Source organism: Neobacillus sp. SuZ13 (assembly GCF_030123365.1).
In the GTDB taxonomy this organism is placed as follows: Bacteria; Bacillota; Bacilli; order Bacillales; family Cytobacillaceae; genus Neobacillus.
Map to the genome: position 1 here is coordinate 403706 of NZ_CP126107.1, position 13031 is coordinate 416736.

16 protein-coding genes are annotated in these 13031 nt (G+C 41.0%); 10 read left to right on the plus strand and 6 right to left on the minus strand.

Going from position 1 to position 13031, the window contains the following annotated elements:
- Positions 1-173 precede the first annotated feature (173 nt).
- A complete protein-coding gene (locus QNH17_RS02010; RefSeq protein WP_283877156.1) occupies positions 174-605 on the minus strand; it encodes a VOC family protein in 432 nt (143 codons plus the stop codon).
- 151 nt (positions 606-756) lie between these two features.
- Here QNH17_RS02010 and QNH17_RS02015 point away from each other — a divergent pair, with 151 nt between their 5' ends.
- Positions 757-1287 carry a DUF1697 domain-containing protein gene (locus QNH17_RS02015; RefSeq protein ID WP_283877157.1) on the plus strand — a complete coding sequence of 177 codons (531 nt, stop codon included), beginning with the start codon at positions 757-759 and terminating at the stop codon, positions 1285-1287.
- Between the two features lie 37 nt (positions 1288-1324).
- Here the strand turns inward: QNH17_RS02015 and putP are convergent, their stop codons facing one another.
- Positions 1325-2806: a sodium/proline symporter PutP gene (putP, locus tag QNH17_RS02020; RefSeq protein ID WP_283877158.1), complete on the minus strand. Its 1482-nt coding sequence runs from the start codon at positions 2804-2806 to the stop codon at positions 1325-1327.
- A gap of 227 nt (positions 2807-3033) precedes the next feature.
- Between putP and QNH17_RS02025 the strand changes: the two genes are divergently transcribed.
- Positions 3034-3588, plus strand: coding sequence for a thioredoxin family protein (locus QNH17_RS02025; RefSeq protein ID WP_283877159.1), 555 nt, complete (start codon positions 3034-3036; stop codon positions 3586-3588).
- Positions 3589-3831: 243 nt separating this feature from the next.
- Here QNH17_RS02025 and plsY read toward each other — a convergent pair whose 3' ends face one another.
- A complete protein-coding gene (gene plsY, locus QNH17_RS02030; RefSeq protein WP_283879405.1) occupies positions 3832-4458 on the minus strand; it encodes a glycerol-3-phosphate 1-O-acyltransferase PlsY in 627 nt (208 codons plus the stop codon).
- Positions 4459-4705: 247 nt separating this feature from the next.
- Between plsY and QNH17_RS02035 the strand changes: the two genes are divergently transcribed.
- From QNH17_RS02035 to QNH17_RS02070, 8 genes are all read left to right on the plus strand, one after another.
- The gene (locus QNH17_RS02035; RefSeq protein ID WP_283877160.1) at positions 4706-5353 is read left to right on the plus strand and encodes a pentapeptide repeat-containing protein; all 648 of its coding nucleotides are present in this window, start codon (positions 4706-4708) and stop codon (positions 5351-5353) included.
- A 204-nt stretch (positions 5354-5557) separates the two neighbouring features.
- Positions 5558-6073, plus strand: coding sequence for a sigma-70 family RNA polymerase sigma factor (locus tag QNH17_RS02040; RefSeq protein ID WP_283877161.1), 516 nt, complete (start codon positions 5558-5560; stop codon positions 6071-6073).
- On the plus strand, positions 6070-6522 hold the full coding sequence (locus QNH17_RS02045) for an anti-sigma factor family protein (RefSeq protein ID WP_283877162.1): 453 nt from the start codon (positions 6070-6072) through the stop codon (positions 6520-6522). The genes QNH17_RS02040 and QNH17_RS02045 overlap by 4 nt, the downstream gene beginning before the upstream one ends.
- Complete coding sequence (locus QNH17_RS02050; protein WP_283877163.1) at positions 6519-7598, plus strand: DUF6677 family protein; 1080 nt, start codon at positions 6519-6521, stop codon at positions 7596-7598. Before QNH17_RS02045 ends, QNH17_RS02050 begins: the two co-directional genes overlap by 4 nt.
- A complete protein-coding gene (locus QNH17_RS02055) occupies positions 7591-7686 on the plus strand; it encodes an LPXTG cell wall anchor domain-containing protein (RefSeq protein WP_283877164.1) in 96 nt (31 codons plus the stop codon). Before QNH17_RS02050 ends, QNH17_RS02055 begins: the two co-directional genes overlap by 8 nt.
- Positions 7683-8603 carry a hypothetical protein gene (locus QNH17_RS02060; RefSeq protein WP_283877165.1) on the plus strand — a complete coding sequence of 307 codons (921 nt, stop codon included), beginning with the start codon at positions 7683-7685 and terminating at the stop codon, positions 8601-8603. The genes QNH17_RS02055 and QNH17_RS02060 overlap by 4 nt, the downstream gene beginning before the upstream one ends.
- A gap of 360 nt (positions 8604-8963) precedes the next feature.
- Positions 8964-9905, plus strand: a complete 942-nt coding sequence (locus tag QNH17_RS02065) for a diacylglycerol kinase (RefSeq protein WP_283877166.1) — start codon at positions 8964-8966, stop codon at positions 9903-9905.
- A gap of 205 nt (positions 9906-10110) precedes the next feature.
- Positions 10111-10995 (plus strand): cysteine hydrolase family protein, encoded by an 885-nt coding sequence (locus tag QNH17_RS02070; RefSeq protein ID WP_283877167.1) that lies wholly within the window; start codon positions 10111-10113, stop codon positions 10993-10995.
- Positions 10996-11173: 178 nt separating this feature from the next.
- On the opposite strand, the gene QNH17_RS02075 is transcribed toward QNH17_RS02070, so the two are convergent.
- The 3 genes from QNH17_RS02075 to QNH17_RS02085 are packed head-to-tail and all read right to left on the minus strand — an operon-like array spanning position 11174 to position 13009.
- The gene (locus tag QNH17_RS02075; protein WP_283877168.1) at positions 11174-12412 is read right to left on the minus strand and encodes an NAD(P)/FAD-dependent oxidoreductase; all 1239 of its coding nucleotides are present in this window, start codon (positions 12410-12412) and stop codon (positions 11174-11176) included.
- Complete coding sequence (locus QNH17_RS02080) at positions 12409-12741, minus strand: (2Fe-2S)-binding protein (RefSeq protein ID WP_283877169.1); 333 nt, start codon at positions 12739-12741, stop codon at positions 12409-12411. Before QNH17_RS02080 ends, QNH17_RS02075 begins: the two co-directional genes overlap by 4 nt.
- Positions 12734-13009, minus strand: coding sequence for a (2Fe-2S)-binding protein (locus tag QNH17_RS02085; RefSeq protein WP_283877170.1), 276 nt, complete (start codon positions 13007-13009; stop codon positions 12734-12736). Before QNH17_RS02085 ends, QNH17_RS02080 begins: the two co-directional genes overlap by 8 nt.
- Positions 13010-13031: the final 22 nt, after the last annotated feature.

Here is a 13031-nt window from a genome sequence, read left to right on the forward strand (position 1 = left end):
AATAGAAAGAGGGCGGATAGGAGGAGTTGTTTTCCCATTTACCGACAAACTTCTTACCTGATTCCATAGAAAAACCCTTTATTTAAAAGGGCTGAAACCAAAACTAATCAAACGTTTGATTAGTATTATTCTTAGCTGAAAATAGTCGAGTCGTGTAAGAATTAAGCTCTGACTTAGAAGGAAATCATTGCACCGCGCTCATCAAAAATGGCAGTAGGGTTCCAAGCTACTTCCCAGAGATTGTTTTCTGGGTCAGCAAAATAGGCTATCCGTCCGCCCCAGAAGACATCACTTGGCTCTCGCAGTATTTTTGCCCCTGCGCTGCGAATTGTTTCTACCGTTGTATCAACTTGTTCCTGTTGTTCTACGTTAATGGAAAAGGTCACACCATGAAAGCCATCAGGAGAGTGTTTAAATTCAATGCCAGCATCCTTTGCTAACTCGGCAATCGGGTATAACGAAAGCAATACGCCTGCCGTTTTAAAGACGGCAAATTGATCTGAGCTTATTTCCGTTTCTTCCCATCCTAACGTTTGATAAAAATTTCTAAGAGCAGGCAAATCGTATGCACCGATCGTAAGTAAGCTAACTCTTTGTGGAACCATAGTAAATCCCTCCATAAAAATGATTATTTATCTAATTTTCTCCCAATGACTCAAATTATCCTTCAAAACCATCGAATAGTAGATAGTTTAAACCAACGAATAAATGGTAAGATTTTAGTAAGGTGAATATCTAAAAAAGTGAGGTACACGAATGACCGTTTATATTGCACTGTTAAGAGGTATTAATGTTGGCAAGAATAATCGGATCAAAATGGTCGATTTGAAGAATCTGTTAGAAACGCTCGGTTTAGAAAAAGTAAAAACATATATTCAGAGTGGCAATGTTGTGTTTGAAGCAAGTGATGATGCCGTCCGACTTAGCGAACGATTAGAGGAGGAAATAAGTAAGACGTTTGGTTTTCCGGTCCCTGTTATTTTAAGAACAGCTGAGCAATACGAGCAGATTATCCATGATTGCCCCTACTCTATGGAATCGTTGAAAGAGGGAGAGAGTATCCAACTTGCTTTTTTGGCAGACGAGCCTTCCCATGAAAAAATAGATAATTTACGTAGTTTCAAAAGTGAACCGGACGAATGTTTTATAAACGGAAAGGAAGTTTATCTTTTTCTAAGGCAAAGTATTCTCGATTCCAAACTAGCAGCGCAACTCCCAAAACTAGAGGTTCCTGCGACAGTGCGTAATTGGAAAACCGTCATAAAACTATCGACCATGATTGAATAAAAAATACGCTCGGATCAATGGGATCCGAGCGTGTTTTTTATTTTCCGCTTTTTAACAAACGAACACTTTCAGTAAATTCCTTTTCAATCTCATCATTTTTTCGATACGTCAGCATACTGACAACGACAGCGACAATAAGGTTGAAAGCAAATCCTGGGACAATTTCATAAAGCGTGTCACCAAGGCCGACATTTTTCCAAACGATAACGGTCACCGCTCCGACGATCATCCCGAAAAGGGCGCCCCAATTTGTGAACTTTTTCCAGAATAAGCTTAGCAAGATCACTGGACCGAAAGATGCGCCAAAGCCTGCCCATGCATATGCGACAAGATCCAAAATGGTGCTATTTTGCTTGAATGCTAGAGCCGCGGCAATGACTGAAACGAGAAGAACTGCCATTCTTCCTAAGAAGACGAGTTGTTTGTCCTTCGCATTTTTGTTCATCACCATTTTGTATAAATCTTCTACAAGTGCACTAGAAGTGACGATTAATTGGGAAGAAATCGTACTCATAATCGCAGCAAGAATGGCAGCTAAAGCAAATCCTGCGAATAGAGGGTGGAATAAAATTTGGCTTAATTCAATGAATACAGCTTCTGGATTCTTTAAGACATGATCAGGGTTATTATGGAAAAAGGCAATGCCGATAAATCCTGTAGCGATTGTACCGAGAAGCGAGATAATCATCCAGCCCATACCAATGCGACGTGCGCTTTTCGTTTCTTGAATTGTCTTAATGGCCATAAAGCGGACAATGATATGAGGCTGTCCAAAATAGCCTAGCCCCCAGGCCGCGGCTGAAATAATGCCTAAAAAGGTTGTCCCCTTTAATAAATCAAGTCTCGTAGGATCAATTGCGCGAATCGTTTCAAACGTTTCAGCAGGACCTCCTGTGTGAAAGATACCAATTGCTGGAACAAGGGCAAGGGCAATCAACATCATTAACCCTTGAATAAAGTCTGTATAACTTACCGCTAAGAATCCGCCAAATAAGGTGTAGGCAACCGTAACGCCGCCAACAATAAGGAGTCCGGTATGGTAGCTTGTGCCAAACGAACTTTCAAAAAAGACAGCTCCAGAAACCATTCCTGAAGAAACATAGAAAGTAAAGAAAATAAGAATAACAAGACCTGAAACAATACGGAGTAGTTTTGTGTTGTCTTTAAAACGGTTCTCAAGGTAGCTTGGAATTGTGATTGAATCATTGGCCACTTGAGTGTAAGAACGCAAGCGTGGTGCCACCAATAGCCAGTTAAGATAAGCGCCAATCGTTAAACCGATGGCGATCCACGCATCTGCCAAACCGGTTACATAAATCCCGCCGGGCAGGCCCATTAATAGCCAGCCGCTCATATCGGCCGCCCCTGCGCTTAATGCGGTTACAGCAGGACCTAAAGACCTTCCCCCAAGCATGTAATCTGTAAGATTGCTAGTCTTTCGATAGGAATACCAACCGATAAATAGCATAGCGGCAATATAGATTCCGATTGAAAGTAGTTGTAGTGATTCATTAGACATATATTTCCTCCCTCAATTACTTATCGTAGAAAATACTTTCAATAATATTTCCTATTTATAAAATATTCTATCAACTTTAAAATTCTATTACTAGTGTAAAAATATAGTTTTTTTGAAATAGGAAAAAATACTTGTAGTATAACATCGATGTGTTTCCCCGAGCAGTTCGATTGTAACAAGTTCTTAAAACGACTATCATAGGAGAAAATGAAAGAGGTGCAGTGAAAATGGATTTAAACCAATGGTTTCAAAAAGGGTTAACTGTTGATGGGTACATAAATGCTATGACTACCAATAAAGAGGAAATGCTTGCGATCTATGAGGGCTTCACCTTAACGGACGAAGATAAGAATCAGCTCGAGGCATTAAGGACGCAAAACTTACGTGCGATTGTCCTATCAGAGGATTGGTGCGGCGATGCGATGCTGAATAACCCTATTTTGCTGAAAATAGCTGAAGAGGCCGGGATGGAAGTTCGTTTTGTGCTCCGCGACTCGAATTTGGAGTTAATGGACCAATACTTAACCAATGGTACATCGAGGGCCATACCTATCTTTATTTTTATTAATCAAGAAGGAAATGAAGTCGGTGTCTGGGGACCAAGAGCACCTGAATTGCAGGCTTTCGTAATGGAAAAGCGTGCTGCCTTGCCAGATAAAGACGCAGAGGATTTTCAAGCGAAACAAACAGAATTGTTTAAGAGCCTTAGAGCAACCTATCAAACAGATGCCTCCATTTGGCAAACCGTTGCTAATAGTATCCTGTCGACACTTATAAAATAAAGACTATGTAAAGTTTAATTTTGATTTTGGCACTCTGTTGACCTTCGTTCCAGGCACGAAGACTCCTGCGGGAGTACGGGGCAGGGGAGACCCCGCAGGAGCAAAGCGACGAGGAGGCTCCCCGGCACGCCCGCGGAAAGCGTAGTGCCTGGAACGGAAATCAACAGACAAGTTTAACCACTGCCAAAATAAAAAAGAGGATCCCCTGGTCAACGTATCTTGACTCAGTGGATCCTTTTTAAATTACATTTTAAAGCCTCCGCCCTTTGGCGGGATACGATCATTGATCAAATTTTTATCATTTATTTTAGGCTCGATGCCCAACATAAAATTGCGGATGTTGGAGCGATGCAAATAAATCAAAAATAGCGAGAAAAATATAAAGATAAGTTCTAATTCGAGCTTAGAGGATACTAAAGAATAGATGAGAAGACTAATGCCAACCGTGATGGAGCCAAAGAAAACATATTTGGTTAAAAAGATAACTAAAAAGAAAGCCACATACGCGACGACTAGGAGATAGATGTTGGCAATTAACAAAGCCCCTGCGGTGGTTGCAATTGCTTTTCCGCCTTTGAATCCTGCAAAGATTGGAAAGCAATGACCAACAACAGCAGTTAAACCAAAGTAAAGGGGTTCCACGTCAAGATGGAAGTATATCGGCAGGTAGGCTGCCACTGCTCCTTTAGCTAGATCAATAAAAAGGACGAAGACGGCAGATTTCTTGCCAAGAACCCTCAGGGTATTGGTAGCCCCAGGGTTTTTACTGCCATGTTCGCGGATATCTACACCAAAGATCAACTTGCCCACAATCAAAGCCGTGGGAACGCTTCCGATTAAATAGGAAGCCAAAAGCAACAACCACAACATACGCATCATTCCCTCAACTAGTATTAGTAGTAAATTCCCATTATTCCTAGATTCTATCATATTTCAGTGGTATTATTTTGTAGAATTCTCAGTTTTTTGAAAGAAAAGGGATCATTCGAAATGTGACTAATTGATTTTGGCCAAGTTGCTAATACCTATGCAAGTTCCAGAGAAGATATTCCGGTGGCATTAATGGGCCGTCTAGTTCTTCTATTGAGATGATATACCACTAATACCCATGAAAAGGATGATAGATTTGAGTCAGAAGTTAAAAATTCAAAAACCGAAAATGCCCTCTAGTTTAACTCCTTTTGATTATAACGATAGAGAAGATTCTTATATTAACATGGCGATTATAAGCGACTGTTCGATCTCACAAGAGGAGGTTGAAAAAGTGAGATTCGAAGAGGTGGTGTTTAGAAATGTTACCTTTCTCGATGGCTCGTTTCGCTTTATTCAATTAACAGATGTGATTTTTGAACGATGCGATCTATCCAATGTAGATTTTACGGATGGAATCATCCACCGGGTCGAGTTCCGTGATTGCAAACTATTAGGATTAAATCTTGCAGATGCAACCCTTAGGAATGTCCTTTTTGAGAACTGTAATCTGAATATGGGCTCGTTTGGCTATGCTGACTTGAAGGAAATAAGATTTGAGAATTGCTCCCTTCGCAGTGCTGATTTCTACGAAGCCAAGTTTAATAAACTTGAATTTAAAGATTCCGATCTAGATGATGTGAACTTTACAGGTACTACACTAAAAGGAGTGGACCTGAGCACTTGTAAGTTTAACCGCTTAAATCTATCACTTGATAGTGTGGCCGGATGCATAGTTTCTGCCGATCAGGCGATTGGATTTGCGAAGCTATTAGGATTGGAAATTAAAGAGTAATCTACGTTTATTTTTGGTAAAACCGTGCGGCCGCTGCCTGCACGGTTTTTAGGTTCAACCTCATGGTATGATGAAGAGAATCGATAAAAATATTTTTTTAAAAATAGTGTAGGGGTAGGTTTCTATCCCTTCGTCTATTAAGTAGTAACAAAAAAGGAAAGGGGGGGGAGAACCATTAGTGATGCAGCTTTAATAGAAAATGTGTTGGACGGCAATGATCATGCCTTTCGACTTTTGGTTGAGAAGTACCGCAATGATGTGTTCCGGACCATCTTTGCTGTGCTTCGCGACCAAAAGGAAGCAGAAGACGCCGCACAAGAAGTTTTTATGAAAATCTATACCTCTCTCCCCCAATACCAAAATCAAGGATTTAAAACGTGGATGACGCGAATTGCCGTTAATCATGCCATAGATGTAAAACGAAAACAGGTGAGAAGACGAGAGGAAGTGGCGGAGGACCTCGAACAACAGTCTGCAGGATCACCGAGGGACAGTGTCGAGAAAGAGATTATCGAACTAGATCGGAGAAGGCTCGTCAGGAAAAAACTTGATGAACTGCCCGAAAATTATCGTGATGTGATTTACGGATTTTACATCGCGGAAAAAAGCTATCAGCAAATGGCAGATGAACAAAATGTACAGGTGAAAACAATTGAAACGAAGCTGTATCGGGCCCGTCATTGGATGAAAAAGAATTGGAAGGAGGACGATTTTTCATGAAGCATTACAGTTTTGAAGAGTGGTTGCAATATGTTAATGACGAAGTTAATGAGAATACCAAAGAGGAATTAGAAAACCATTTATACTCGTGTGATCAATGTCTCGACCAATATTTAATAGCTGTAGAAGCCAGTGAATCATCCCTTCCAATTCTATCAGACAGTAGTGACTTTACCGACTTAGTCATGGCAGAGGTTTCAAAGCAGAAACCTGCGGTGCCTGACACCAAAAAACCTTTTTATCAGCAAGCGGTGTTTCATTATTTATTAGCCGCGGCCGCGACGTTATTATTGACCTTTTCAGGAGTCTTTCAGTCGCTAGCGGCGTATGCGAATTCGATTGATAAGCCGCAAATTCAGGAAAAGAAGCCTTCGGTGACGGAGGGCGTTATTAATAAAACTTTTGCATGGATGGATTCACTAGAAAAAAAGGAGGCAAATAAGAAATGAAAAATCCGACAAAAGCATTGACCTTGTCCTTATTTCCAGGTCTTGGCCATATTTATTTCGGCAATATGTTTCGCGGCGTACTTTATCTACTGACCGTGATGGGATTGGCGTTTGTCACTGTTATTGGGTTAGTAACGAATAACGAGGAAGTTGCTATCATTACCTTTATGTTAGGATTGTTTCTCTATCTCATTAGTTTTATCGACATGGGGGTGCAGGTTTCCAAACATAAGAAGGCGCTGAGGGATGCTAACCAAGAGGGACAGCAGACACAGGCTTCCCAAGATTCAGAACGATTTTATACGATTGTTTTATCGTTTATCCCAGGCTTAGGCCACTTCCAAATAGGATTGATGACCAGAGGATTAACGCTTTTGGCGACTTTCCTAGGACTTGGGGTCATGGTCATATTTGTGACAGCCCTTTCCAACCGAGGCGAATTTATGGTCTTTATGGCTGCTTTGCCAATTATCTGGGTCTATGGATTTTTTGATGCTGTCCAGCAGGTAAACAAAAAACAACGCGGAGAGGAACTTGTTGACCGCACAATATTTGAAGACTTTGAGATGCGCCGTGAAGATGGTAAAAAGAGCAAATCGATTGCTACCTTTCTCGCCATTTTTCCGGGAGCAGGACATCTTTATCTTGGCTTACAGCGCCGCGGAATTCAATTAATGGCCGCATTTCTGTTTTCCATCTATATTTTAGATACGTTACGACTCGGGATCTTCTTATTCTTAATTCCGATTATCTGGTTTTACAGCTTTTTTGATGCGATGCAAAAGGTGTCAAGGTACGGCGAAGAAACGATTGAGGATGTACCGATTATTGCGTATTTCATTAATCATCAAAAATGGGTTGGGATTGGTCTAGTATTAATGGGGCTTTACTATCTCGTGATGAACGTCGTGCTTCCAGCCTTTTCACCATTCCTTAACAGGCTGGTTAATATCGATGTGATGTATTGGGTGCAAGGATATCTTCAAACAGGACTTGTTTGTCTCTTGTTGATTGGCGGGGGAATTAAGCTTCTATCTGGAAGCAAACAAAAACGGGAGGCTAAGAAGCATGAGTAAATGGGGAAAAACAATTGCAGGCGCAGCTTTAATCGGATTTGGGATTGGATTCCTTTTTAGAAAAAGAAAGGGTGGGGAAGAAGCATGAGAACTTGGCGTGTTGGAACATTTTCAATGGGGGCCTCGCTTGTATTTCTTGGCCTCTTTCTCTTTTTTTCAAAGTTTTTGGGGTTAGAACTTGTCCAAGTAATGACGGCTTGGTGGCCGCTATTATTGGTCGTCCTCGGGATAGAAATTCTCCTTTATCTATTTATGTCACGCCAGGAAAAGCCGCTGTTAAAATATGATTTCCTAAGTATCTTCTTTGTAGGTGTCATCGGAATGGCAGGGATTGCATTTGCAATCGTAAGTTCGACAGGCATCTTGGATAAAGCCGAAGAAGTGATGGCAAGGGAAGAGCGTTCGTTTGAATTGCCTGCTTTTTCTTACCAAATGGATAACAGTATCAAACGAGTGGTGGTTCGGACGGTGGACCATCGGATGACGGTAGAATCTACCGATGAAAAAGAGGTTTCGATGTTCGGCACCTATCGGGTGCAAACCTCCAAAAAGGCGGAGCTACTAAAAAATGCAGAGGATATGGTTTCCACAAATCAAAAGGGGGATACGCTTTATTTAACCATGAAATCACTTCCTAACGAAATTGGTCCATTTCATGCATACGGGGAGGTTGCGGCAACGCTGTTAGTTCCAAAAAATGTGAAACTTGAAGTAATTGGCAGTGATAATTCACTTATCTTAAAGCCACGCTCTCTTGTGAACGACTGGAGTATCGAAAGGGCCTCATCCATTGCGATTGATGTACCCGCAAAAAGTAATTTGAAAATTGATGCAGTGGGTGTAGGAGAGGTAAGAGGGAAAGATGGCGACTGGAAGGTGTCAAATGTAAAGACGGCTGATGGAATTGATAATGGCAGGAAAAATGCAGTGTATCAGTCTGGCGAAGGAAAGTACCACATCGGCATTGCAGATGCCTATAATATTAGTCTTCAAACAAATCAGTAAAATGTGTAGATATATTGAGCTAACTAACTCTGAATTTGTTGAGTCCAGCTCCAGCGCCCAGCGTCTAGTGGACTTCGCTCTCCTCCCTACGATAAGTCAACATCGAATCACTAACGCTCTTCGTGTTTCCTTTATCTCGGTTGGAGCGCTCCAGTCCATACGCCGCTAAACGGGCGCTTCCGCTTTTTGTTTTTTTTTGCAAAAAAATAAAAAAACGTTATGATAAGAGATGGATGTTTGAAGGTAATTTAGTATATACGCATGTCTTGATGTTTGTAAGCAAGAATAATAATTGGTAGAATATTGAAGTGAGCGGATAGCTATTACCGATGTTGATTTCAAAAATAGGATGATGAAACGATGAAAAGAGCAAGACTGATTTACAATCCTACCTCAGGACGTGAAATTCTAAAGCGGAATCTTCCAGAAATTCTTCAAAAGCTGGAAATGGCTGGATATGAAGCATCTTGTCACGCGACAACAGGTGCAGGGGATGCGACGGAAGCAGCACGGATAGCTGTTGAGCGAAAGTATGATATTGTCATTGCAGCTGGCGGAGACGGAACCATTCATGAAGTGGTCAACGGCCTCGCAGAACAGGAATATCGTCCGAGATTAGGGATTATTCCAGCAGGTACGACGAATGACTTTGCCCGAGCTCTGCAAATTCCAAGAGATATTGGAGCGGCAGTGGATATTATCACCAAAGGGGAAATGATTCCTGTCGATATTGGGCGCATCAATGATCGATATTTTATTAATATTGCTGGCGGCGGTAGAATCACCGAGATTACATACGAAGTACCAAGTAAATTGAAAACGATGCTCGGTCAATTGGCTTATTATCTAAAAGGAATGGAAATGCTTCCTTCCATTAAGCCTTCTAAGGTGTCGATTGAGTATGATGGCAAGTTGTTCGAAGGCGAGGCGATGCTGTTTCTTGTCGGGCTGACCAATTCCATTGGCGGCTTTGAAAAACTAGCACCCGATGCCTCCATAAACGATGGACTATTTTCGCTTCTGATCTTGAAGAAGACGAATCTTGCTGAATTTATTCGGATTGCGACACTAGCTCTTCGCGGTGATCATATCCATGATCCGAATGTTATCTACACACAGGCAAATCGGATTAAGGTTCATGCGACAGAAAAGGTTCAGTTAAACTTGGATGGTGAGTTTGGCGGATTACTACCAGCTGAGTTTGAAAACCTCTATCGTCACTTAGAGGTGTTTGTGCCACTTGAAGATATTCGCCCGAATGACCGCCCAACTGATTGGGAAGCGGGGAAAAGATATAGTTAAGAAAGTTCGTTCCATTGGGACGGGCTTTTTCTTTTTAAAAGGAACTATTATATTGTAATCAACATTCAGTTATAACAAAGCCTTTTAAAAAAGGAAAAAGTGTAAGAGCCCTAGAATATTTTGTATCATAGACGGAAAATGGTTGAAGGGGTGGCAGAAAGTAAAGACGTTAATAACATTAGGTTTTTATAGGAGAGTGGACTAATTGAATATTTTATTTGAAGAATTATTTGATGATAACCTAGTCGGGAAAGCGAATACACAAAAACCGAATTTAACAAGTTTAAAGTCTAATCCAACAATTAATAAAGAAGTGGCTGTAATAGGTATTGATTTTCAAAATGATTTCTTGGAAGAAGGGAATTTAGGTGTTGCAAACTCTTATCAAGACGTAAGAAACTTTGCCAAGTTTGTTTATGAAAATATTGATGTGATAGATGACATATTTATGAGCTTAGATATTCATCAGCCGAAGCAAATATTTCATCCTGCTTGGTGGGTGAATGATAAAGGACAGTACCCAGAGCCTTTTACAGTTATTACCTATCAAGATGTATTGGAAGGTAGTTGGAAACCCCTTTACCAAGAAAAAGAAAGTATAGAGTATCTACGTGAACTTGAGGCAACAGGAAAGAAATCCTTAATCATTTGGAGTTACCATTGCCTCCAAGGTACATTTGGTGCCGCTATTGAAACGCAATTATCTAATTTATTATTTGCTTTTTCTTTGTACAAAGAGAAGGATGTACACTACGTGACAAAAGGGTTAAATCCTATATCCGAAATGTATGGGATAGTGAAACCCGAATATTCAAAAACAGATTTAACAGACAAAAATCTGCTAAGTCAATTGCAGAATTATAAAAGGATAGTTATTGGTGGAGAGGCTAAGTCTCACTGTGTTCTAGAGACAGTTAAACAGATGGTAGAAGAGTTTGAAAAGGTCAATCACAATGATTATTTAATTTATGTTTTAGAAGATTGTACATCATCCATAGCAGGTTTTGAAGAAGCTACAGAAGATGAATACAAAAAATTAGCTGCAAAATACCCAATCAAACTTATAACAACAAGAGAACTTGAGTTTTAGTAGAGAAAGACATCCACTTGTGCATTCTCCATAAAAACAAAATGACCCACCTTGGTCCGCATTGTTAAGAGGCGTGGTGGGTTCTGTTAATATTAACATATATCGGTTAGATTGTTTTGTCAAAAGGTTGAAGAGAAGCGATGGTAAGTATATGCTCGTAATTTCAGAATCACTTTATTCATCCTATCTCCTGTAAGGAATCCTGTTCTTTCCTATAAAGACTGTCCCAAAGCACATAAATTTTTCTGCGGCCGTTTGCAATTTCAGGGTTGAATTGGATAGCAGCGTTTTGACGGACAGTTTGAACGTTCTTCATTGCCTGATCAAGCTTCTCGTTGATATCATCACTATCCATTCCAGCGTGTTTTGCAATCGAAATGCCGGCTGTTGTTCCTTGGGCCATAGCGATTTTCCCACTTTCGATTCCGGTGATATTTCCGGCAACAAATAATCCTTCGAGTGGAGTTTCCATTTTTTCAGAATGATGCGGAACATGTCCACCTAGTTCCGGAACGTATTCGAATGGGCAACCGGCAACCGCTGTAAGCTCTGCTAATGGATACAAGCCACCCGCGATACATACGAAATCGGCTTCGTACACTTTTTCCGTACCTTTGATCACATTTCCATTCGCATCAATATCTGCAGTGAGGACGCCCTCCACGTGCTCCTTGCCAAGAATTTCAAGAGCTGCTTTTCTAAGTTGCAATGGTGTGCCATTTACCTTAACTCCGCTCTTAGGGAAAAACTTCATTGCTAATTTGCGGAATCCTTCATTTTTCATAAAACGGCTACCAAAACGCAACATTGCTGACGGGGCAAGATGGGCCGCATTTAGAAGCGACTTTATGACTTCCTCTGGTTCTCCGGCATTTTTGCTAAGCGGGCTCTTTTCAGGTAAAACAATGCGTTCCACATTAATTCCGGCTAATTGCAGCTCGTTTAAAATCGCAAATGCTAGAATGTTAGCACCAATGATGATGCCTTTTTTGCCGACTTCGACACGATGTACATTGGTCATGACCTGTGCAGCGCCAATGGACATAACGCCTGGAAGAGTCCAGCCTGGCACAGGAATTGGAAACTCAGCTGCACCAGTTGCCACTAGTACATAAGGAGCTGTTAGTGTTCCAATATTAGTATGAACATTCCATGAAACCTCATCTTTTTCTAGGTTGTATACAGTAACGCCGCAGCGGATATCTACTGATAGTTTTTGAGCTTCATTGTGCAGACGCTCTGATTCTTTTATTCCATTCCACCATTCACCAGACGGTTCCTGGTGTAATTGGCCGAGTAATCTTCCACCTGGTCTAACAAATTCATCAATGACGGTTACTTTTAAGCCATTTTCAGCACAGGATATGGCACCAGCTAAACCAGCTGGTCCAGCTCCTATTACGATTACATCTATCATTGCATCTCCACCATCCTTTTAACAATATTAGGATGCTGTTTCCCACTTTCAACAACCATATTTTCCTTCACAACAGTTAAACAGGCTCTTACATTGGCCTGACCATTTACATTTACACGGCATTCCATGCAGTGACCGATATTGCAGTAGAACCCTCTTGGTGTTCCGCCTTCCTCATGAACACGCAGTGTTCTCGTACCGTTTGCTAGCATGGCTGCTGCGATTGTTTCATTTTCATGTGCTTCATATTCTTTTCCATCAAATGAGAAAGGAATCTTTTTTCTATGGTCTAATTTTCCTAAAATAGGATGATCTATAATTCTAGTCATTATTTTCACCTACGGTTCCAAAAGTTACTGGGCGAATTGGAGGCTGATATTTTAGTGGGATTTCGGCTTCTTTTGCATCCGATACGATACTTTCAATGATCCCATCGACCGTTACTCTGCAAGTACGTCCTCCGCAGAAACCCATTCCTGCCCTTGTTCTAAGCTTTAGTTCCCTGGCTGTGCATTGATATTCATCCGCTGTTGCGAAAAGCTGTCCATAGGTAACTTCTTCACAACGGCAGATCACAAGTGCATCTTTGTTACTCATTTGGAAAGTCCCTCCTCTTTAA